Raw genomic sequence first — 21,265 nt, 5'->3', positions numbered from 1 at the left:
CCCCCCCCCGCGACACCCTCCCCGGGGGGCGCGCGCGGGGCGGCGCGCCCGCCGGGGGGGGCCACGCCGGCGCCGCGGGGGGGGGGGGGGGCGGGCGGGCCCGCGCCGACGGCGGCAATCCATACGGTGCAGGCGCACAGGAAGGCGATACGCAATATGTGCAGCGGATGCAGCAAATGCGGCAGGTGGCCGGACATAAGACCTCGCTTGTCGGAAGACGAAAACGCGCGGCGCCGTGCCGCCCTGCGATCAATCCTAGCGGCTTGCCCGCGCGGCTGCCAGCGCCTTGCGCGGCGCTGCTGCGTTGTTACGACAATTCGTCATTCGGGCGCGCGTACATGGTCGACCAGGCCGCGCGCGCGCGCATCCGGCGCCTTTGTAAGCAGGCTGGCCAGCACCAGCACCAGCAGCCCGGCCGGCACGCCGAACACCCCGGCCGACATCGGCGCGATGTGGAACCACTGGCCGGCCGCGCTGCCGCCGAGGATGGGGTTGGTGTGCAGCATGTAGTACAGGCATACGCAGAAACCGGCGGCCATGCCGGCCAGCGCGCCGGCGTGGTTGGCGCGCTTCCAGAACACGCCGAGCACCAGCGCCGGGAAGAGGGTCGAGGCCGCCAGCGAAAACGCCGCGCCCACCAGCGACAGGATGTCGGCCGGTTTCTGCGAGGCGGCGTAGGCGGCGATGAAGGCCACGGCCAGCAGCAGCAGCTTGGAAATGGTGACCCGCTTCTGGGTCGAGGCGCCCGGGTCGACCACCTTGTAGTAAAAGTCGTGCGAGAGCGCGTTGGAAATGGCCAGCAGCAGCCCGTCCGCGGTCGACAGCGCCGCCGCCAGCCCGCCGGCCGCCACCAGGCCCGAGATCACATACGGCAGGCCGCCGATTTCGGGCGTGGCCAGCACCAGCATGTCGCCGTCGATGGCGATTTCGGCCAGCTGCACGATGCCGTCGCGGTTGATGTCGGCAATGCTGATCAGGGGATTGAGCTTGTCGACATTGGCCCAGTAGCCGATCCAGCTGGGCAGGTGGGAAAACCTGGTGCCGACCAGCGCGCTGTACAGGTCGTACTTGATCAGCACCGCCAGCGCCGGGATCGACAGGTAGATGAGCAGGATGAAGAACAGGGTCCAGAACACCGACACGCGGGTGTCGTGCACCGAGGCGGTGGTGTAGGAGCGCATCAGGATGTGCGGCAGTGCGGCCGTGCCCAGCATCAGGCAAAACACCAGCGCCAGAAAATTGTTGCGGCGGATGTCGGATGCGGCGCGGTCGGCCCCCGGAAAGGGGGTGGCGTGCGGCTGGGGCGGCAGGGAACGGGCCAGGTTGGCCGCGCGCGCCGTGCTCCACAGGCGCGCGGCTTCTTCGGCAGTCCTGGGGTAGAGCACCAGGGCGCGTTCGGCGGCGCGGATGTCGCCCATGGTGGCATTGCGCAGGCGCACCGCGTCGAGCCGGTGCTGCACCTCCTGGCGCCCCCTTTCCCACGAGCCGGGCAGGGCGGCCGCGAGGGCGCCGTAGGCGGCGGCGCGCTGGGCGAAGATGGCGCGCACTTCGCGCTCGCGCGGATCGCGCTCGAGTTCGGCTTCGCGCGCGGCCAGCTTGGGCATGACGGCGCCGTAGGCCACCTGCGGCACCGGATTGTCGGCATGCTTGAGCGAGAGCCACATGGTGGGCAGCAAGAACGCCACCAGGATGATGATGTACTGCGCCACCTGGGTCCAGGTAATGGCGCGCATGCCGCCCAAAAACGAGCACACCAGGATGCTGGCCAGCCCGAGGAAAATCCCGACCGAAAAATCGACCCCGGTAAAGCGCGAGGCGATCAGCCCGACCGCGTAGATCTGCGCCACCACGTACGTGAACGAGACGATGATGGTGGCTGCCACCGCCATCACCCGCACCGGCCCGCCGCGCCCGCCGGCGCCGCCGCCGTAGCGCGCCGCCAGGAAGTCGGGGATGGTGTACTGGGCGAACTTGCGCAGGTAGGGCGCGATCAGCAGCGCCACGAGGCAATAGCCGCCGGTCCAGCCCATGATGTAGGCCAGGCCGTCGAAGCCGTGCAGGTACAGCCCGCCGGCCAGGCTGATGAAGCTGGCCGCCGAAATCCAGTCGGCGGCGGTGGCCATGCCGTTGAACAGGGCCGGCACCCGGCGCCCGGCCACATAGTATTCGGTCACGTTCGACGTGCGGCTGATCACGCCGATGGCGGCGTACAGCACGATGGTGGCGAACATGTACAGGTAGCCGAGCCAGACGCGCGGCATGCCTTCGCGTTCGAGCAGGGCCAGCGAGACGATGAAGGCGAGGAAGCAGGCGGTGAACCACAGATAGTAGCGGCTCAGGCGGCGCAAGGCGGTGATGGGGGCGCTCATGCAGTGTCTTTCAGCAAGGCGAGGAACTGGCGGTCGGCGCGCCGCATCGCCAGCACGTAGACGCCAATGATGGCGAGGTAGACCAGCGATGCGCCTTGTGCGGCCAGATAGAACGGCAGAGGCCAGCCGAACAGCAACCAGGCGCCCAGTTCGCGCGCGAAAAATACGGTGCAAAAGCCGCAGGCCAGCCAGACCAGCAGCAGCAGTGCGGTGACGCGGCGCGTGCGGTGCCAGTGGATGCGGCGCGCCGCAACCAGCCGGCGGCGCTGGGTGGCCACGGAGTCGAGCGCGGCCGGCATCAGGCGTCGTCCTCGTCGGTGATGCGCGGCGGCGGGAAGGTCAGGCGGAACAGGCAGCCGGGCGAGGTTTTTTGTCCGCTGCGCGGGTTGTTGACAATGTCGATCTCGGCCCCGTGCTGCTGGGCGATCTCGCGCACGATGGCCAGCCCGAGGCCGCTGCCGGGCGCGCTGTTGCCGAGGATGCGGTAGAAGCGTTCGAACACATGGGCGCGCTCGGCCGGGGCGATGCCGGGGCCGCTGTCTTCCACTTCCAGGATCGCCAGATCAAGCTCGCGCCGCACGCGCACGGTGACGCTGCCGCCGGCCGGGGTATAGCGCAGGGCGTTGTCGATCAGGTTCGAGAGCATTTCGCGCAGCATCATGGCGTTGGCGGCGATATGCACCGGCTCGTCCGGCTGCTCGAAGCCGAGGTCGATGCGCTGCGCGAACGAGGCTTGCACCCAGTCCTGCACGGTGTCGCGCGCGCTCTCGCACAGGTCCAGCTCCTCGTAGGCAAGGCCGGCGTTGGGCTGGTTTTCGGCGCGTGCCAGGGCCAGCAGCTGGTTGACCAGGCGCGTGGCCGACTCCGAACTCTTGGCCAGTTGTTCGAGCGAGCGGCGGATTTCTTCGGGGTCGAGCTGGCGCAGCGCCAGTTCGGACTGCATGCGCATGCCGGCCAGCGGGGTTTTCATCTGGTGGGCGGCGTCGGCGATGAAGCGTTTTTGCATTTCGATGGTTTGCGAGAGGCGCTCGAGCATGTCGTTCAGCGACCCGACCAGCGGCGAGATTTCTTCCGGCACCTGGCGCGAATCGATGGGCGAGAGATCGTCGGGGCGGCGCGCGCGTATGCGCTCCTGCAACTGCGCCAGCGGCGACAGTCCCCGGGCCAGGGCGAACCAGACCAGGGCCAGCACGATCGGCAAGATGATGAACTGGGGCAAGATCACGCCCTTGATGATTTCGTTGGCCAGCTGGGCGCGCTTGTCCAGGGTTTCGGCCACCTGCACCAGGGCGGCCCAGGGCTCGTCGCCGCGCTTGGCCAGCGGGCGCAGGTTGACGTAGGAAAAGGCGATGCGCACCGGCGTGCCGTGCATCAGCTCATTGCGGAAATGCACGCGGCCGTTGCGCAGGCGTTCGTCATCGGGCGGCAGCGGCAGGTCGCGGTCGCCGTCGACGTGCTCGCGGCGCGGACCGGTGATCTGGATGAACACCTGGTCCACATCGTCGGCGCGCAGCATGTCGCGCGCGCTGCCGGGCAGGCGCGAGAGCACCTTGCCGTCGACCTCGCGCACCTGCTGGGCCAGCACGGTGATGCTGTCTTCCAGCGCATGGTCGAAGGGCTGGTTGGCAATCGACTTGGCCACCAGGTAAGTAATGGCGATGCTCATTGGCCACAGCAGCAGCAGGGGCGCCAGCATCCAGTCGAGGATTTCGCCGAACAGGGAATGCTGGATGTTTTCTTCGAGCTCGGCGCCGGGCGGCACATACAGGGTGTCGAGGGCGTCCGGCGCGTCCGGCGGCGCCAGGGCGGCGTCGCGCACGCTCACTTCGATGCCACGCCCGTGTCCGGCGCGGCGCGGCTGCCGTCGAGGAATTTTTCCAGGCAGTAGCCCAGCCCGCGCACGGTGGCGATGCGCACCCCGCCCACCTCGATCTTCTTGCGCAGGCGGTGCACATAGACTTCGATGGCATTGTTCGACACTTCCTCGCCCCATTCGCACAAATGGTCGACCAGTTGTTCCTTCGACACCAGGCGTCCGGCGCGCGCCAGCAGGATTTCGAGCAGGCCCAGTTCGCGCGCCGACAGGTCCAGCATCTGGTCGTTGATATAGGCGCTGCGGCCGACCTGGTCGTACGCCAGCGGGCCGTGGCGCACCACCGCCGCGCCACCGCCGGCGCCGCGCCGGGTCAGGGCGCGCACACGCGCTTCCAGCTCGGACAGGGCGAACGGCTTGGCCATGTAATCGTCGGCGCCCAGGTCGAGGCCGTTGACCCGCTGCTCGATCGAGTCGGCCGCGGTGAGGATCAGCACCGGCAGCAGCGAAGCGCGGGCGCGCAGGCGGCGCAGCACTTCCAGCCCGGACAGGCGCGGCAAGCCCAGGTCGAGGATCAGCAGGTCGAATTCCTGGGTGGACAGGGCGGTATCGGCCTCCTGTCCGTTCTTCACACAATCGATGGCGTAGCCGGACTGGCGCAAGGAGCGCGTCAATCCATCGGCAAGCACGCTATCATCTTCGGCAAGTAAAATACGCATGGTGGCACCGGGACGTCTAAGTAAGGCTATTGTGTTTCATTTGCCGCAACGCCGGGAATTTTTTTGAAATCGGGCGTGTGCCGCTTGCATAAACCACTGTTTATTTGTACAGTAGTGCCTGTGACGTGCTACCCGCCCTTGATCTGGACCACTCTCTGGACTGAAAGAAAGTTATGGACGATAAAAAAACCGTATTAAATGCTGGCGAGAAGGGCAAAGCGCTGGCCGCTGCCCTGGCGCAGATTGAAAAGCAGTTCGGCAAGGGCTCCGTCATGCGCATGGATGCCAACGCGCCGGTTGAAGATGTGCAGGTCGTCTCGACCGGCTCGCTCGGCCTGGACATCGCGCTCGGCGTCGGCGGCCTGCCGCGCGGCCGCGTGGTCGAGATCTACGGTCCTGAATCGTCGGGTAAAACCACGCTGACCCTGCAGACCATCGCGCAAATGCAAAAACTGGGCGGCACCTGCGCCTTTATCGATGCCGAGCACGCGCTCGACGTCGGCTATGCCCAAAAACTGGGCATCAACCTGTCCGAACTGCTCATTTCGCAGCCGGACACGGGTGAACAGGCACTGGAAATCACCGATGCGCTGGTGCGTTCGGGCAGCGTCGACCTGGTCGTCATCGACTCGGTGGCCGCGCTCACCCCGCGCGCCGAGATCGAAGGCGACATGGGCGACTCCCTGCCGGGTCTGCAGGCCCGTCTGATGTCCCAGGCCCTGCGCAAGCTGACCGGTTCGATCAACCGCACCAACACCCTGGTCATTTTCATCAACCAGATCCGCATGAAGATCGGCGTCATGTTCGGCAGCCCGGAAACCACCACCGGTGGTAACGCGCTCAAGTTCTACGCCTCGGTGCGCCTGGACATCCGCCGTACCGGTTCGATCAAGTCCGGCGACGAAGTCATCGGTAACGAAACCAAGGTCAAGGTCGTCAAGAACAAGATCGCGCCACCGTTCAAGGAAGCGCACTTCGACATCCTGTATGGCGAAGGCACGTCGCGCGAAGGCGAGATTCTGGATCTGGGTGCGGATAACAAGATCGTCGAGAAGTCGGGTTCCTGGTACAGCTATAACGGCGAACGTATCGGCCAGGGTAAGGATAATGCGCGTATTTACCTCAAGGAGCGTCCGGCTCTGGCGCGCGAGATCGAAAACAAGGTACGCGTCGCTCTCGGCGTGCGCGAACTGCCGCCGGTCGCTGGCGAGGAGCCTGCCGTCAAGGCGGCCAAGCTGAAGGCTGTCCCCGAGTAATCGGCGGGTTTGGCGATGGCAGCACCCCATTTGAGCCTGAAAGGCCGTGCCCTGCGCTATCTGTCGATGCGCGAGCACAGCCGGCTTGAGCTGGGGCGCAAGCTGGCGCGCCATGCGGAGGAGGGCGACGATGTCGAGGCCCTTCTCGATTTTCTTGAGAAAAACAACTGGCTGTCGCAGGAACGTTTCTCCGAATCCCTGATTCACCGCCGCTCTGCGCGCTTCGGCAACAGCCGCATCATGGCCGAGTTGCAAAGTCACGGGGTCAAGGGCGAGGCCTTGCAGGAACTCAAGGCGGGTCTTGCCGACAGCGAGCTGGCGCGCGCCCGCGAAGTGTGGGAGCGCAAGTACGGCACGGTGGCGAGCGATCCCGCCGAGCGCAACAGGCAGATGCGGTTCCTGATGCAGCGCGGGTTTTCGCAGCGCGCGGTCAAGGCGGCGATGCAGGGGCGCGATCCGGATGACGACTGAGTCGATCCGGATGATGAATAGGTATTATTGCTAAACTATATATCCCGTTGTTTGCGGGTGATTGTTACAAGTGCGCCGCAACGCTGGCGCCACGTCTCTGGGCCACGCCCTTGGGCGGAAAAGCGGAGCGCCTTTCGCCGTATGCCGGGCTGGTACGCCCGTCATACTCCTCAACGGTGGAAGGCGCTACGCTTTTCCGCCCTGCTCAATTTCCTCTTCCATTTTGCTGCAGATCTAGCCTGCCGGGTTCGGAATCAAATGCCCAAATCGACAAAAGCGTATTTTGGCTAAATCTCGTCGTATGCAAAGTTGGGAATCTTCAACTGTGTATTGCGCTGCTAATAATATTGCCAAAGTAGATTTCTTTCCAGTTGGACATGAGATAATTTTGTCTTGTCTACCTGCGTTAGGAATCAAATGTCTTCGTCTTTCGTAGCACTTCTTGGCAATGCGCGTCATTCTGTCTATCGACTTGTATGGGCTTGCATCGCCGCGCTATTTTCCATTTTTTGCAGTAACGCACATGCCCAAGAACGCATCTATATCGGTCCATATATATATCATTGGGGACCGACAAAATTCCCAGACATCGCCTCAACTAGAGCCGCTTATCTGGAGTTATTGAATAAGGGGATGCCTGCTTCGTATTGCTCAATTTTCTGGCGAGGTGAGCCAAGTCCATGGATTGTTGACGAGTCTGTGGGCGGGGTAACAACGCGGGAACGTAGTTCACATCCTACCGGGTGGGCAATGAAGGACGATAACTGCGTTCCCCGTTCGGAAGGCGGTGCCGTGCTGATCTACCGTAGCCGGACAGTATGCATAGAGTCGCAAGGCCAACGCTATTTCACGCCAATTAAAGCGTGTCGCTCGGGTAGATATGAAGAAAAAAAAGATGCGAAGGGAGGCAATGTTGGGCCGCAATGTCCCAAATGCCAAACCGGTCAGCCCATCACGCCGACAACCGGGAATATGTGGCATTCCATCACCGATTACGCATCATCTAAATCATCAAGCAGCTTGAACCTCCGACGCATGTACAACAGTTCTACGAGCCTGTCTGACCCGTACTTGATTCGCGGTTTTGGCGTCCGGTGGACCCACTCCTTCAATAAATCGCTGCGTGCGGAACTAAAAGATATCGAACCGCCGGTTGGTAAGTGCTGGCGATTTGTTTCGGGTGAATGGGAGTGTTCATCCGGGTTTTTGAGCAAGGAACGCATTCCATCGAAGGTGTCAATCATGCATCCTGATGGGAAATACTTTAGCTTTGTCGGTGATCAGCTTGGAAACTATACTAGCGGCGCTGACGTGAATGATCGGCTTTCCCCGATCATGTCAGTAAATAACGACTCGGTGCTGGAATGGATTCTCTACGATGCCAAGAACGACCGTACCGAGCGTTTTGATAAGACAGGCGTTTTGCTTTCGATAACTGAGCGCAATGGTCTTCAACAAGTCTTGACCTATACTGATGGCATAAACAAAGACAACAAAATTGGTCGGTTCCCGGCGAACGCTCCCGCTTGCCCGGGCACCCACTCTGACGAGGTGCCACCCGTTGGGCGTTTGCTCTGTGTTACCAACCACTGGGGGCGTCAGCTTCAATTTAACTATGACGCTAAGGGACGACTGGTCGAAGTGATCGATCCGGCCAGTCAAGCCTACCTCTACGAATACGATGGGCCTTCAGGAGGTTGCGTTGCTGGAAATGAAAACACCTTGGCGTGTAAAGCGAACAATCTGACCAAGGTCACTTACCCTGATGGAAAGAGCCAAACATATTTCTACAATGAAGAAAGCAAGATTAACGGGGGCATACGATGCCCATCGTCTTTTCCGATGGGAAACGGCTTCGGCCCTGAAAAATTTATGAATTTAATGACAGGCCTGGTCGATGAAAACGAAGAACGCCATATCAGTTGGGCATATGACTGCGAAGGCAGGGCGACCTTGTCGGAACTTGGTAACGGTATCGAAAAAGTTACGCTTGCCTATGCGGATGGTAATGACGCTTCAACGAAAGTCACCCACTACGTCGGTCCGGCCGACAAAGTAGTAACGTCAGTGCGAACTTTCAAGAAAACATATGTACAGGGCATTGCGAAACCGACGACTATCGATGCTCCGTGTGTCGAGTGCGGCACGATCGCTGAACATACGTATGACAGCATTGGCAATGTCACGAAGACCAAGGATTTCAACAGCAACTTTAGCTGCTTCGCTTACGGTACCTTGCGCAATCTGGAATCCGCGCGTGTAGAAGGCGTTGTTGGCGCTGATTGCACTCCGATGCTGACTGCGCAAACGCTCGCGCTGCCTGTACGCAAAACCACGACCACATGGCACGCGCAGTTCCGCCTGCCTGAAGTCATCTCCGAACCCAAGCGTATTACGAAATACAAATACGATGCGTCCGGCAACCTGATTAGCAAGTCCGAGCAGGCCACCACCGACTTGACAGGTGCGCAGGGCCTGGCCGCGCCCGTGACGGGCATCATCCGTACCTCGACATACACGTACAGCAATCTCGGCCAGTTGAAAACCGTCACCGGTCCGCGTACCGACATCGTCGACCGTACTACCTACGATTACGATCCGTCCACCGGCGACCTGATCACGGTGATCAACGCCGCCAACCAGGCGACCACGTTCTCGGACTACGACGCGCATGGCCAAGTTCGCATGATTCGCGCACCGAACGGCGTGACGACGACGCTGAGCTACACGCCGCGCGGATGGGTTGCGTCGCAAGCCGTATCGAACGGTACCTCCACGCAGACGACCAGCTATGACTATACCCCTTCGGGCCAGGTCAAAACGGTCACGCTGCCCGACAACAGCGTCACGACCTACAACTACGATGTGGCGCAGCGGCTGACGTCTATCGCCAACAACCGCGGCGAGAGCATCACCTACACGCTCGACCTTACCGGCAACAGGATCAAGGAAGAAGTGCGCGACCCCAATGGCAACCTGGCGCGCCAGATTACCCGCACCTATGACATTACCGGCCGTCTGACGAGCCAAACCGGAGCAGCGCAATGACCCGCAGTATTTTCAGCCGTTTGACGTCGGGCGCAATGATCGTTGTGATGACCTACACGCCCTTGCTCGGCGCCTATACCGGAACCGTGGCCGCCGCGCAGACGGTACCGGACGCGCCTACCCGTTACCAATACGACCTTGGCGGCAACCTGACCGAGGTCACCGATCCGCTGGGGCGGGTGACCAACCAGGCCTACGATCCGCTCGATCGCGTCAAGCAGATCCAGCAGCCGGCAACCAACGGCGCCCGCCCGACCATCAAGTTTGGCTATGACGGCATCGACCAGCTTGCGACGGTAACCGATCCACGCAACCTGGAAACGCGCTATGCGGTCGACGGCTTGGGCAATCAAGCCGAGCTGGGCAGCCCCGACACGGGCCTGACCAAGTCGACTTATGATGCCGCCGGCAATCTGAAAACGAGCACGGACGGGCGCGGAAAAACAAACACGTACACCTACGACGCGCTCAACCGCCTGACCCGGATCGACTATACCGGTACGGTCAGCACCGCATTTGAATACGATGGCGGGGCTACCCCAATCCCCAGCGCGATCGGCAAAATGAGCCGGATGACGGATGAGTCGGGGAATACCAGCTATACCTACGACGAACTTGGGCGGCTGGCGACCAAGATCCAGAATACGATCGGTGGGGTCTACAACACCACCCACAAGCTCAGCTATGCCTACAATGCTGCCGGCCAGTTAGCCAGCATGACGTACCCGAGCGGCAACCGTCTCAATTATGGCTATAACAATGCGGGGCAAGTCACCAGCATTGTGCTCAATCCCGTTCAGGCCAGCGGTACCGGCACAAACACGGGCAGCAGCATCGTTTTGCTGGACAATATTACCTATGCACCGTTTGGTGGACCCACGGGTTGGACGTGGGGCAACAGCGTACCGGCAAACCAGTACACGCATCTGCGCACCTATGACGTCAATGGCCGCACCAGCAGCTATAGCTTGGGAAGCCCTTCGGCTAACGGCATCGTTCGTACGGTCAATTACGACGCCGCCAACCGCATCAAAGGGTACACGCATACGGGCACCGGCACGGCGCCAATTCCTGCCAGTCTTGACCAGACCTTCGGCTACGACGAACTTGATCGTCTGGTCAGCTACAGCGGCAACGGTGCTGCCCAGACCTACGCCTACGATGCCAGTGGCAATCGCATCAAAGCGGGGTTCGGGGCGAACAGCTACACCAACACCATCGATCCTGCCAGTAACAAGCTGACTGCCACCACAGGCCCTGTTCCAGCCAAGACCAATAAGTATGACGGTGCCGGCAATCTGACTGGCGATGGGACACTTGTCGTGAACTACAGTGGACGAGGACGCCCGTACAGCTTCCAGAATGGTGCGATGACCATTGTCCAGCTCTTCAATGGACTCGATCAGCGTGTTTTTCAAGGCTACGCCGGCGGCGTGTTTGTCTATGGTGAGCAAGGACAGCTGGTTGGCGAGTACACTTACACCGGTGGCAAGCCGACCCGCGAGACAGTGTACTTGGGCAATCTGCCCGTGGCAGTATTGACGCAAACAGTCACGGGTACCGCACCTGCACAAAGCACGGCAATTAATGTGTCTCATGTTCATACGGATCATTTGGGAACTCCCCGGATGATTACGCGCTCGACCGACAATAAAATTGTTTGGCGCTGGGACAATGGTGATCCGTTCGGCTTGACGCCTGTGAACGAAAATCCAAGCGGTGTTGGTGCGTTTACCTTCAATCTACGAATGCCGGGGCAGTATTACGACAAGAATACAAATTTGTTCTACAACTACCATCGCGACTATGATCCGCAGACGGGGCGGTATATCCAGTCTGATCCGATTGGCTTAGCGGGCGGGATCAATACTTATGGTTATGTGGAGGCGAACCCGCTGAGTTTTGTAGATCCTTTAGGGCTATTGATTGTAAACCTTCTTCCGCCGGCGGATTATTCACAAGGCGCAAGAGTTCGTGATGACCCATCGAAAGTAGTAATTATTGCGCACGGAGATTATAAGGGAAATATTATTGGGGCAAATGGCAAGGTAATGTCACCGGCGGATTTGGCGGAACTTGCGGAGGCAGTACGAAAAAATCGAGGCTATTCAAAGAATATGTCTATCGAACTTCGCGTATGTGGCGGTGGATATGGAGATAAATCTGCGGGACAGTCAATGTCTGATAATTTTCCGGGCTCAACAGTAAGAGCGTCGCCAGGTAATGTTACGCCCGAAGGTATGACTCCTGCGTGGTGGGGGATTAAACCCTGGAACCCAAGTGGAAATTGGAGGACATTTCCGTAAAAATGAATATGAGAGTTTTAAACATTACAGCGCTCTATATATTGCTGTGGTCAATCCCAGCAATCGCTTGTACTGATGAGAAAGGGCTTGTAGATAGTAAATCAGCTACTTTCATATTACTGATCGAACTTGTAATAATCTTTTCGGCAGCCATGCTGTTGTGGTTAGGAAAAGCTATTTTTCTGCCGAGGCTAACTGAAAAGCATAGAAATTTGAGCAGATATTTTTTTTGGTTGTTGGCTTTGGTTCTATCTTTCTTTTTAGGAATTTTCGGCAGCTTTGGAATTCCAAGGTATGAGAAGGTGTATGAAGATTTTGGCTTGATCCCGCAGTATTGGGTTGCAATCTTAATTTCCAGTAGGCACTGGTTGTGGATTTTGTTCGGGGTGGTACTTGCTTGTTTGCTTGCGTTTATTCGATCACCGCGATACTCGGGTATTCTTCTGACTTTATGCGTATTTACATTTATGATATTTGTATGGGTCATTTGGATGCTAAATCTTCCAGTCAATTCGTTATGCTAAGCCGTCCCGAGCGGCGCTGTTAGCGTGGGCACGGTGTCGGCACGGTGTCAGGTCTGACAAACGGAGACTGTCGGCACGGTGTCAGGTCTGACAAACGGACACTGTCGCACGGTGTCGTTGCACGGCGTCCGTCGCACGGCGTCAGGTCTGGCAAACGGACACGGACTGATACGTAGTTGGATTGGCCCTTCCCAAGCTCTTCATTAATTTATAGCCGTACCCAACCCGCTGCTCGTAAGAACGCGGGTTCCGGTACTGCATTTACCGCAAGGGGGCGGCACGGCATCAGATACCTTTTTGGTATGCAAATTCGGGAAAAGTCGCGCTCTTTGAGTACAGTGCACAAAAATCCGATACGGAACTCTTGCCTTGTACTACACACGGCATGCAGCTTAGTAGCTGTTCAGTTGTCAATCTGATATCATTAGATAGATCAGCAGCGGCATGACGGATGGGGGAGTGCCCGGCAGCGAGCTACCGCAACAGCCAACAATCGCATCGTGAAAGGTGACGGTGGAACATGCAACAGCGCGAAACGAGGATAAGTCCGGCATGTTTGAGGGCGTTGTTAGTTGCTCAATGGCTAACGGTCGCCTTGGCAATCCACTTCGGCCAGATGTCACTGGACTGGCAAAGCGCCCCCGACTCCGACTTCGAGGGTTCCCCGGATGCCTTTCACAACATGATGGAGGTCGTAGCCACCTGGTGGATCCTCAAAGGCGCTTGCATCGCCGTCGCGCTCAACATGATCGTGCTGGCCCTCTGGTGCCGCCGTGAAATCGCCGCCGGCAATTGGCTGGTCAAGCTGCACTGGCTCGGCTTCGTCCTGCCCATCCCCGTGGTCGTTTGGTTCGGGCGCAACATCACAACGTAGCGTCCTATGCCGCGACAAGTTTGTCCGAGCAGTAAGCCTGCCTCTCTATATGTGAGGCCCCAGCACCCGCACGCCGCACCCGCGCAAGCGATACCAAAATCGCGCCAACTGATGAAATTTCGTGCATCTTGCCCCAAAAAACCATGTTGCAGCGCAACTGGCCTCCGGCATGTGCTAAACTTTTGGGGTTTAAGCAGCGCCGCATGAGCGGTTGTTGCCGTAGAAGCTGCGGCAACGTGCACGATGTGTACACCGGCTGCAACTATTTACGCCGCATTTTCCGGCATTGGTCTTGTCTTCATGCCCCTGTCTTCTCCCGTCCCTCGCGCCCTGCGCCATACGCGCGCCATCGAAGTCGCAGCGTACGCGCGCGATGATGGCTTGTGGGATCTCGACGCGCGCATCAGCGACATCAAAGTGCGCGACGTGACCCTGGCGTCCGGCGTACGGGCCGGCGGCACACCCTTGCACAACCTGCACCTGCGCATCACCATCAACCGCGAACTGACCATTGTCGATGCCGAAGCCGCGTCCGATGCCGTTCCGTACCCGGGCTATTGCGATACCATAGGCCCCGCTTACAAAAAATTGATCGGTCTGTCCTTGATGAAAGGCTTTCGCCTTGGCATCAAAGAGCGGCTGTCCGGCGTGCTTGGCTGCACGCACCTGAGCGAACTGGCCCAGATCCTGCCGACGGCGGCAATCCAGGCCTACGCCAACGACGTGATCCAGACCCGCGACGGGCCGGGTCACGATCCCTTGCCGGAACGGCCGTTCCAGATCGATAAATGCCATGCCCTGCGTGCCGAGGGTCCCGCCGTCGCGGTGTACTATCCGCGCTGGGTGGCGAAAGCTGTACCGGGTTAGCCCCGCTTTCCCGTTTTTTCTCGCATTTCAACCGTATTTTCTACAAATCAGTATCAGAAGAAGGGAAGCCAGCATGAAAATCCATGAGTATCAAGGCAAAGAAATCCTCCGGCAGTATGGAGTGACGGTACCGCGCGGCATTCCGTGCTTGTCCGTGGAAGAGGCTGTAAAAGCAGCCGAGACGCTCGGCGGTCCGGTCTGGGTAGTCAAGGCACAGATCCATGCTGGCGGTCGCGGCAAGGGCGGCGGCGTGAAAGTGGCCAAGTCGCTGGAACAAGTCAAGGAATACGCAGAACAGATCCTGGGCATGCAGCTGATCACCCACCAGACCAGCCCGGAAGGCCAGAAAGTACGCCGCCTGCTGATCGAAGAAGGCGCGGACATCAAGAAAGAACTGTACGTGTCGATGGTCACCGACCGGGTCAGCCAGCGCGTGGTGCTGATGGCTTCCTCCGAAGGCGGCATGGACATCGAAGAAGTTGCCCACTCGAACCCGGGAAAAATCCACCAGATCGCGATCGACCCATCGGTCGGCCTGACCGACGCCGAAGCGGACGACATTTCGGCCAAGATCGGCGTGCCGCCTGAATCGATCGCCGACGCGCGCGTTCAGCTGCAGGGCCTGTACAAAGCCTACTGGGAAACCGATGCATCGCTGGCCGAAATCAACCCGCTGATCCTGACCGGTTCCGGCAAGGTCATCGCGCTCGACGCCAAATTCAACTTCGATTCGAACGCCCTGTATCGCCAGCCGAACATCGTCGCTTACCGCGACCTGGACGAAGAAGACGCGGCCGAAGTCGAAGCATCGAAGTTCGACCTGGCTTACATCTCGCTCGACGGTAACATCGGCTGCCTGGTCAACGGCGCCGGCCTGGCCATGGCCACCATGGACACCATCAAGCTGTTCGGCGGCGAGCCTGCCAACTTCCTCGACGTGGGCGGCGGCGCAACGGCTGAAAAAGTCACCGAAGCGTTCAAGATCATGTTGAAGAATCCAGGCCTGAAAGCCATCCTGGTCAACATTTTCGGCGGCATCATGCGCTGCGACGTGATCGCCGAAGGCGTGATCACCGCATCGAAGGCCGTTTCCCTGACCGTGCCGCTGGTTGTGCGCATGAAGGGCACCAACGAAGACATCGGCAAGAAGATGCTGGCCGAGTCCGGCCTGCCGATCATCGCCGCCGATACGATGGAAGATGCAGCCAAGGCCGTGGTAGCGGCTGCTGCTGCTCATAAAGCCTAATCCGGCCTAATTCGAAGGAACAAACATGTCGATTCTGATCAATAAAGATACAAAAGTAGTCACCCAGGGGATTACCGGCAAGACCGGCCAATTCCACACCCGCATGTGCCGCGATTACGCGAATGGCAAGGAATGCTTCGTTGCCGGCGTGAACCCGAAGAAAGCCGGCGAAGATTTCGAAGGCATTCCCATTTTCGCTAACGTTGCTGAAGCGAAAAAAGAAACCGGCGCCAACGTGTCGGTCATCTACGTGCCGCCGGCAGGCGCGGCCGCCGCGATCTGGGAAGCCGTCGAAGCCGAACTCGACCTGGCAATCTGCATCACCGAAGGCATTCCTGTGCGCGACATGATGGCGCTCAAGGACCGCATGGCCAAGGCCGGCTCCAAGACCCTGCTGCTCGGTCCTAACTGCCCTGGTCTGATCACCCCTGACGAAATCAAGATCGGCATCATGCCGGGCCACATCCACCGCAAGGGCCGCATCGGCGTGGTCTCGCGTTCGGGCACCCTGACGTACGAAGCGGTTGGCCAGCTGACCGCGCTGGGCCTGGGCCAGTCGTCGGCAGTCGGCATCGGCGGCGACCCGATCAACGGTCTGAAGCACATCGACGTCATGAAGATGTTCAACGACGATCCGGATACCGACGCGGTCATCATGATCGGCGAAATCGGCGGTCCTGACGAAGCCAACGCGGCTTACTGGATCAAGGACAACATGAAAAAGCCGGTGGTCTGCTTCATCGCCGGCGTGACCGCGCCTCCGGGCAAGCGCATGGGCCACGCCGGTGCACTGATTTCCGGTGGCGCCGACACCGCGCAAGCCAAGCTCGACATCATGGAAGCCTGCGGTATCAAAGCCACCAAGAACCCGTCGGAAATGGCGCGTTTGCTGAAAGCCATGCTGTAATTTGTAAGCTGTAGTTTGTAAGCGAAGGCAAAGGTAGTGAATAATGACGGGGAGCGCAAGCTCCCCGTTCTCGTTGGCGGGTCACCCACCGGAGGGCAAGAGTGGCGAAAATTATCATATCGCGCAATCACGCGGTGATTCGAGAGGTCGAACTCGACAAGGACCGCATGACGCTCGGGCGCAAGCCCGACAACGACATCGTCCTGCCGCACCCGGCCATGAGCGGTTCCCATGCGGCGTTCAACTTCATCATGAACGATGTGTTCGTGGAAGACCTGGGCAGCACCAACGGCACCTATGTGAACGGCAAGCGGGTGGCGAAACACATGCTGGAAGATCACGACACCATCGTCGTGGCGCGTTTTCAGCTCGAATTCATCGGCGGGCCGCGGCGCGCGCTGCCGGACGCGCTGGCCGATACGGCCAATCTGCTCGGTTCGGTCGAAGTCAAGACCGGTCCGAACGCCGGCAAGCGGCTGGCCTTGACCAAGCCGCTGTCGACCTTGGGCAAGGCGGGGGTGCAGGTGGTGGCGATTACGCGCCAGAACGGCGCGTATTACCTGACGCATGTGGACGGCAATGTGGCGCCGCTCATCAATGGCGTCGCGCCGGGCAAGGCGCCGCGCCGGCTGGAACATGGCGACGCGATCGAACTGGCGGGGGCGGACATGGTGTTTTGCCTCATTGCTGAGTAAGCAAGAAAGTAAGAGGGTGGAACCCTTCCTTCAATAAACTGGCAAAAAGTGGCGGTGACAGACGACAATTTTTGTCGTCATCGACAAAAATTGCGCATTCTTCGATTCGTCCCTGGGTGACGTACCGCACGCGCAAAAAAGATTTCTGGCACGACCCTTGCTTTAGCATTACGTAAGTTAAGAATAGGCAATTATGCCTGCGCGAGGGAAATGGCATGAAATCGACAAACAGGTTCAAGAGTACCGTAGCCGGATTTACCTTGATCGAACTGATGATCGTCGTTGCAATCATAGGAATTTTAGCCAGCATCGCATTGCCGGCGTATCAGACCTATGTGGCGAAATCCCAAGCCGTCACTGGCCTCGCGGAGATCACGGCCGCCAAGATTGTCGTCGAATCGAAGATAGCCGAAGGAATCGATGCCACGATCACCGTACCAGACGCGGTGGGAATACAAGCGACGACACAGCGCTGCGCTATTGTTGTCTCAATCGCAGCGTCGGGCGAAAGCACCCTGCAGTGCGCGCTAAAGGGTGGCTCCATGGTAGAGGGTCTCTTCGTTACGTTGACGCGAAGTGCCGACAGCGGAGGCGTTAGCGGAAGCTGGACATGCTCTTCTACGCTCGCAGCAAAAATCACACCTCAGGATTGCCTGTAAGCCTCTCTTGACCAGTCGAGCCCCTGATTCAGGGGCTTTTGTCATGTGCGCCCAGCATGGGCGCACTCTTGTGGGTGAAAGTCCCGCCGCGAGCTGACCACAGCGAGCGAAGTGAAGCGCAACTGCGGAAGGGTGACCGACCGTGGAAAGGAAGCGTGGAGCGAAACTGCGAGCCGATGGACAAGAATCGGATAAAAGGCGCTGCCGAGCAGGGCGAGCGGGCATGAACCCGCGAAGCTCTTGTGGTCAAGGCGAAGCGGCGTAAATCCGGCGGTTGTGCAGGGAAGGAGTGCGTTCTTACCTGGGGAGATCTCGCCTGATGTCTGAAAGGACGACGGGGCAACCCGGAGCGAGAAGTCAGCAGAGGCCATAGTAGTCCGACTCTGGGCGAAGGGCCGAACAAGAAGGAGCGTCGAACGTCTTGTCGATGAGTCGTGTACGGCATCAGATGCCCGCATCAGCGGGGCGGGTCGCGGTAAGGCGGGGTGAAGCCTCGTCCGAAGCAGCCAGCGATGAAACACGTTTCCCGCGACAAGGAGCGCGAGGCGCAGGGCAAGGCTTGCTCAGGCAAGCGCTTGCGAGGGAGAACATGCAACGCGCGTGGAAACGCGTGAAGGCGAACAAGGGAGCCGCCGGTGTCGACGGACTGGACATTGCCCGGACCGGACAACACCTCAAGCACGCGTGGCCGACCATCCGGCATCAGCTGATGGAAGGCACCTACAGGCCGTTGCCTGTACGGCGCGTCGGCATTCCGAAGCCGGACGGCAGCGAACGTGAGCTGGGGATACCCACCGTGACCGACCGTCTGATTCAGCAGGCACTGCTGCAAGTGCTGCAACCACTGATCGATCCCACCTTGAGTGAACACAGCCACGGGTTCCGGCCCGGCCGCCGTGCGCGTGACGCCGTGCTCGCAGCACAGCAGTACGTACAGGCGGGCTACCGCGTCGTCGTCGACCTGTCAAAATTCTTTGACCGGGTCAACCACGACATCCTGATCGAACGCTTGCGCAAACGCGTGAACGACATCGGCATCATCCGGTTAGTGCGCGCCTACCTCAACGCGGGAATCATGGATGGCGGCGTGGTGGTGGTCGAACGGTCGGAGGGTACGCCGCAAGGCGGTCCCCTCTCTCCACTGCTGGCCAATGTGTTGCTCGACGAGGTGGATCGGGAGCTGGAACGGCGGGGCCATCGCTTTGCGCGTTACGCCGACGACTGCAATGTGTACGTGCGCAGTCAAAAGGCGGGCGAGCGCGTGATGGCGCTACTGAAGCGTCGCTACGATGTGCTGCACCTGAAGATCAACGAATCGAAAAGTGCGGTGGCCAGTGCGTTTGGCCGAAAATTTCTGGGCTATGCGATGTGGATGGCACGGGGAAATGAGGTGAAACGTGCGGTGTCGAAGATGGCGCTCGCGACGTTCCGGCAAAGGATCAGGCAGCTTACCCGCCGCTCCGGTGGCCGCAGCATCAGCGAGGTGATCGACAAACTGCGCAGCTATGTGTTGGGATGGAAAGCATACTACGGCCTGGCACAAACACCGGGAGTCCTGCTCAGGCTGGATGAATGGATGCGTCACCGTATGCGGGCAATCCATCTAAAACAATGGCGGCACGGGACGACGATCTACCGTGAACTGATGAGTCTGGGGACGAAACCCAAAGTGGCGTTACTGGTGGCAAAGAACAGCCGCCGCTGGTGGCGCAACAGTGCTATGGCCCTCAACAATGTGCTCACGATTGCCTACTTTGACCGTCTTGGCATGCCTCGACTCACATAACCTCAACTTCTTGAACCGCCCGGTGCGGACCCGCATGCCGGGTGGTGTGGGAGGGGATCGGTCAGGTACTCTGGCCGCCCCTATCCCGATTTCTGGACGGCGTATCGTACCTTGGCAGATCAATCCCCGGAAGCCACCATGCTGCGCTGTTTCATGGGCAGGTTGGCGATCCAGAGTCTGAGCGCCACCAGTCCGTGCGGCCACTGCGCTCCCTTCATGTAGAGATGGGCGTTTTCTCTCCGCCATGCGCCAGATGGCGCCTCTGGGCGGAAAATGGAGTCGCCAGTGACGATGGGCGTCACAAAAACCAGGCTTTTATGTGGATTGACAGAAATTGGCATCTTGCAAGACAAAGATTGTCAGTATCTGATCAAGATCTCGTTCAACTGGTCCCTTGGATGGGCAAGGAAGGCCGAAAACGAGCTGGCACGGCGCTTGCATATACCCAAGTGCGGTTCACAAGTTCCGAATTAATCACAACTAGGAGTAGTAAAAATGAAATCGATGAAAATGATGAAAAAAGCGCAAGCCGGTTTTACCCTGATCGAACTGATGATCGTTGTTGCAATTATCGGTATCTTGGCCGCTGTTGCACTGCCAGCTTACCAGGACTATGTCTCGAAGTCGCAAATCGCAGCTGGCCTGGCTGAAATCACCCCAGGTAAAGTCAACGTCGAAACGAAACTGGCTGAAGGCATTGCAGTTGGCACCCCTGCCGATATCGGCCTGACCACCCCGACCAAGCGTTGCACCACGATTGCAGCTGTCTTCGCCGTTGACGGCGCTGGCGACATCATCTGCACCCTGGATGGTAACGGTAACGTTAAAACCAAAACCATCAAGTGGAACCGTACGGCTGATGCCAATGGTACCGCTGGCACTTGGAAATGTGTTACCACCGTTGACACCAAACTGAAACCAAAAGATTGCGAGATCTAATTCTTGCACTGCATGCCTCTGCAGCCATCACGCTGCGGGGGCTTGCAAAAGCGCTTGTTTCACTCTGTTGAATGCAACATGAATGAGATGACGTTCTCCTGAGCCGCTTCCGGGTTTTCCCGCAAGCGGCTTTGTTACAGGTGTTTCGATTTGCTTGTCCTGCAAGAAGGCGGCGTCAGATGCCGCGATCAGAGCCGACGAGGCGATGTGGCCTTGCCGGTGATCCTCCACCATGTCTTTCAGAGCGCCTGGACCTGTACCGATATTGCGTCCATGCCAGTTTCAGTTCACCCCCGAGTCCACTAGCATGATGAAATCAAGAAAAAACGACAGCAGCCATGAACAGGCCGGCTTTACGCTGATTGAACTGATGATTGTCGTTGCCATCATCGGCGTGTTGGCGGCGGTCGCTTTTCCTGCCTACCAGAACTATGCGGCGAAGGCCAAAGTGGCCGCTGCTGTGGAAGAATCGGCTGGCGGCAGAACCGGCATCGATTCCGACATCATTCTGGTTCCAAATATGGACGCCGTAGCGACAATGCAGGCGTCCAAATTGCAGGGCGAATCCATCAATTGTAAAATTTCCACCACGGCGGCCAACGCCGGCGCTGTCGATCTGAGTTGCACCATCAAGGGCGGTCCTGCCAGTGTCGCGGCGAAAACAGTGACCTGGTCACGGGCGGCTACTGGTCAATGGACATGCAAGGCCATCGCTATTGCCGTTGAGCACACGAGCCAGAATTGCCCGCCGTGACGTAAACGCCTGCTCCACAAAGTTCAGTGCGC

The 21,265-nt window shown here is 59.3% G+C and carries 18 protein-coding genes; 13 read left to right on the top strand and 5 right to left on the bottom strand.

Features of this window, described 5'->3' with window-relative positions:
- Nucleotides 1-320: 320 nt before the first annotated feature.
- Genes F2P45_RS17975 through F2P45_RS17960 form a run of 4 tightly spaced genes read right to left on the bottom strand, consistent with a single transcriptional unit; the run spans nucleotide 321 to nucleotide 4,901 of the window.
- Nucleotides 321-2,369 (bottom strand): sodium:solute symporter family protein, encoded by a 2,049-nt coding sequence (locus F2P45_RS17975; RefSeq protein WP_166877980.1) that lies wholly within the window; start codon nucleotides 2,367-2,369, stop codon nucleotides 321-323.
- Nucleotides 2,366-2,668, bottom strand: a complete 303-nt coding sequence (locus F2P45_RS17970) for a DUF4212 domain-containing protein (RefSeq protein ID WP_166877977.1) — start codon at nucleotides 2,666-2,668, stop codon at nucleotides 2,366-2,368. Before F2P45_RS17970 ends, F2P45_RS17975 begins: the two co-directional genes overlap by 4 nt.
- The gene (locus F2P45_RS17965) at nucleotides 2,668-4,194 is read right to left on the bottom strand and encodes a sensor histidine kinase (protein WP_370663270.1); all 1,527 of its coding nucleotides are present in this window, start codon (nucleotides 4,192-4,194) and stop codon (nucleotides 2,668-2,670) included. The genes F2P45_RS17970 and F2P45_RS17965 overlap by 1 nt, the downstream gene beginning before the upstream one ends.
- Nucleotides 4,191-4,901 (bottom strand): response regulator, encoded by a 711-nt coding sequence (locus F2P45_RS17960; RefSeq protein WP_166877974.1) that lies wholly within the window; start codon nucleotides 4,899-4,901, stop codon nucleotides 4,191-4,193. The genes F2P45_RS17965 and F2P45_RS17960 overlap by 4 nt, the downstream gene beginning before the upstream one ends.
- Before the next feature lie 173 nt (nucleotides 4,902-5,074).
- Here F2P45_RS17960 and recA point away from each other — a divergent pair, with 173 nt between their 5' ends.
- From recA to F2P45_RS37010, 4 genes are all read left to right on the top strand, one after another.
- Nucleotides 5,075-6,157: a recombinase RecA gene (gene recA, locus F2P45_RS17955; RefSeq protein ID WP_166877971.1), complete on the top strand. Its 1,083-nt coding sequence runs from the start codon at nucleotides 5,075-5,077 to the stop codon at nucleotides 6,155-6,157.
- 15 nt (nucleotides 6,158-6,172) lie between these two features.
- Nucleotides 6,173-6,628, top strand: a complete 456-nt coding sequence (gene recX / locus F2P45_RS17950) for a recombination regulator RecX (RefSeq protein WP_166877969.1) — start codon at nucleotides 6,173-6,175, stop codon at nucleotides 6,626-6,628.
- A 750-nt stretch (nucleotides 6,629-7,378) separates the two neighbouring features.
- Nucleotides 7,379-9,676, top strand: a complete 2,298-nt coding sequence (locus tag F2P45_RS17945) for a DUF6531 domain-containing protein (protein WP_166877966.1) — start codon at nucleotides 7,379-7,381, stop codon at nucleotides 9,674-9,676.
- On the top strand, nucleotides 9,673-11,982 hold the full coding sequence (locus F2P45_RS37010) for an RHS repeat-associated core domain-containing protein (RefSeq protein ID WP_166877963.1): 2,310 nt from the start codon (nucleotides 9,673-9,675) through the stop codon (nucleotides 11,980-11,982). Before F2P45_RS17945 ends, F2P45_RS37010 begins: the two co-directional genes overlap by 4 nt.
- A 34-nt stretch (nucleotides 11,983-12,016) precedes the next feature.
- Here the strand turns inward: F2P45_RS37010 and F2P45_RS17935 are convergent, their stop codons facing one another.
- Nucleotides 12,017-12,469 (bottom strand): hypothetical protein, encoded by a 453-nt coding sequence (locus F2P45_RS17935; protein WP_166877960.1) that lies wholly within the window; start codon nucleotides 12,467-12,469, stop codon nucleotides 12,017-12,019.
- A 557-nt stretch (nucleotides 12,470-13,026) separates the two neighbouring features.
- Here F2P45_RS17935 and F2P45_RS17930 point away from each other — a divergent pair.
- The 9 genes from F2P45_RS17930 to F2P45_RS36250 all read left to right on the top strand — a co-directional run bounded on the left by F2P45_RS17930 (nucleotide 13,027) and on the right by F2P45_RS36250 (nucleotide 21,233).
- Entirely contained in the window at nucleotides 13,027-13,380 is a 354-nt protein-coding gene (locus tag F2P45_RS17930; RefSeq protein ID WP_166877957.1) for a hypothetical protein, read from the top strand.
- Between the two features lie 300 nt (nucleotides 13,381-13,680).
- On the top strand, nucleotides 13,681-14,247 hold the full coding sequence (locus F2P45_RS17925) for a DUF2889 domain-containing protein (RefSeq protein ID WP_166877954.1): 567 nt from the start codon (nucleotides 13,681-13,683) through the stop codon (nucleotides 14,245-14,247).
- Nucleotides 14,248-14,320: 73 nt separating this feature from the next.
- Nucleotides 14,321-15,493, top strand: a complete 1,173-nt coding sequence (gene sucC / locus F2P45_RS17920; RefSeq protein WP_166877951.1) for an ADP-forming succinate--CoA ligase subunit beta — start codon at nucleotides 14,321-14,323, stop codon at nucleotides 15,491-15,493.
- 25 nt (nucleotides 15,494-15,518) lie between these two features.
- Complete coding sequence (gene sucD, locus F2P45_RS17915; protein WP_099874964.1) at nucleotides 15,519-16,400, top strand: succinate--CoA ligase subunit alpha; 882 nt, start codon at nucleotides 15,519-15,521, stop codon at nucleotides 16,398-16,400.
- Between the two features lie 101 nt (nucleotides 16,401-16,501).
- A complete protein-coding gene (locus tag F2P45_RS17910) occupies nucleotides 16,502-17,095 on the top strand; it encodes an FHA domain-containing protein (protein ID WP_166877948.1) in 594 nt (197 codons plus the stop codon).
- Between the two features lie 215 nt (nucleotides 17,096-17,310).
- The gene (locus F2P45_RS36265) at nucleotides 17,311-17,754 is read left to right on the top strand and encodes a pilin (RefSeq protein ID WP_166877945.1); all 444 of its coding nucleotides are present in this window, start codon (nucleotides 17,311-17,313) and stop codon (nucleotides 17,752-17,754) included.
- Nucleotides 17,755-18,181: 427 nt separating this feature from the next.
- Nucleotides 18,182-19,540: a group II intron reverse transcriptase/maturase gene (gene ltrA / locus F2P45_RS17900; RefSeq protein WP_370663271.1), complete on the top strand. Its 1,359-nt coding sequence runs from the start codon at nucleotides 18,182-18,184 to the stop codon at nucleotides 19,538-19,540.
- Between the two features lie 495 nt (nucleotides 19,541-20,035).
- Nucleotides 20,036-20,479: a pilin gene (locus tag F2P45_RS17895; RefSeq protein WP_308613606.1), complete on the top strand. Its 444-nt coding sequence runs from the start codon at nucleotides 20,036-20,038 to the stop codon at nucleotides 20,477-20,479.
- Nucleotides 20,480-20,786: 307 nt separating this feature from the next.
- Complete coding sequence (locus F2P45_RS36250) at nucleotides 20,787-21,233, top strand: pilin (protein ID WP_166877939.1); 447 nt, start codon at nucleotides 20,787-20,789, stop codon at nucleotides 21,231-21,233.
- Nucleotides 21,234-21,265: the final 32 nt, after the last annotated feature.

Origin of the sequence: Massilia mucilaginosa (genome assembly GCF_011682145.1) — a bacterium.
Classification (GTDB): domain Bacteria; phylum Pseudomonadota; class Gammaproteobacteria; order Burkholderiales; family Burkholderiaceae_D; genus Telluria_A; species Telluria_A mucilaginosa.
This window is presented reverse-complemented; position numbering and strand designations above follow the sequence as displayed.

Bases quoted from the DNA above. Each gene is read 5' to 3' on its own strand.
- F2P45_RS17975 (WP_166877980.1), bottom strand. From the start codon at position 2,369: ATGAGCGCCCCCATCACCGCCTTGCGCCGCCTGAGCCGCTACTATCTG.
- F2P45_RS17970 (WP_166877977.1), bottom strand. From the start codon at position 2,668: ATGCCGGCCGCGCTCGACTCCGTGGCCACCCAGCGCCGCCGGCTGGTT.
- F2P45_RS17960 (WP_166877974.1), bottom strand. From the start codon at position 4,901: ATGCGTATTTTACTTGCCGAAGATGATAGCGTGCTTGCCGATGGATTG.
- recA (WP_166877971.1), top strand. From the start codon at position 5,075: ATGGACGATAAAAAAACCGTATTAAATGCTGGCGAGAAGGGCAAAGCG.
- recX (WP_166877969.1), top strand. From the start codon at position 6,173: ATGGCAGCACCCCATTTGAGCCTGAAAGGCCGTGCCCTGCGCTATCTG.
- F2P45_RS17945 (WP_166877966.1), top strand. From the start codon at position 7,379: ATGAAGGACGATAACTGCGTTCCCCGTTCGGAAGGCGGTGCCGTGCTG.
- F2P45_RS37010 (WP_166877963.1), top strand. From the start codon at position 9,673: ATGACCCGCAGTATTTTCAGCCGTTTGACGTCGGGCGCAATGATCGTT.
- F2P45_RS17935 (WP_166877960.1), bottom strand. From the start codon at position 12,469: ATGACCCATACAAATATCATAAATGTAAATACGCATAAAGTCAGAAGA.
- F2P45_RS17930 (WP_166877957.1), top strand. From the start codon at position 13,027: ATGCAACAGCGCGAAACGAGGATAAGTCCGGCATGTTTGAGGGCGTTG.
- F2P45_RS17925 (WP_166877954.1), top strand. From the start codon at position 13,681: ATGCCCCTGTCTTCTCCCGTCCCTCGCGCCCTGCGCCATACGCGCGCC.
- sucC (WP_166877951.1), top strand. From the start codon at position 14,321: ATGAAAATCCATGAGTATCAAGGCAAAGAAATCCTCCGGCAGTATGGA.
- sucD (WP_099874964.1), top strand. From the start codon at position 15,519: ATGTCGATTCTGATCAATAAAGATACAAAAGTAGTCACCCAGGGGATT.
- F2P45_RS36265 (WP_166877945.1), top strand. From the start codon at position 17,311: ATGAAATCGACAAACAGGTTCAAGAGTACCGTAGCCGGATTTACCTTG.
- ltrA (WP_370663271.1), top strand. From the start codon at position 18,182: ATGAGTCGTGTACGGCATCAGATGCCCGCATCAGCGGGGCGGGTCGCG.
- F2P45_RS17895 (WP_308613606.1), top strand. From the start codon at position 20,036: ATGAAATCGATGAAAATGATGAAAAAAGCGCAAGCCGGTTTTACCCTG.
- F2P45_RS36250 (WP_166877939.1), top strand. From the start codon at position 20,787: ATGATGAAATCAAGAAAAAACGACAGCAGCCATGAACAGGCCGGCTTT.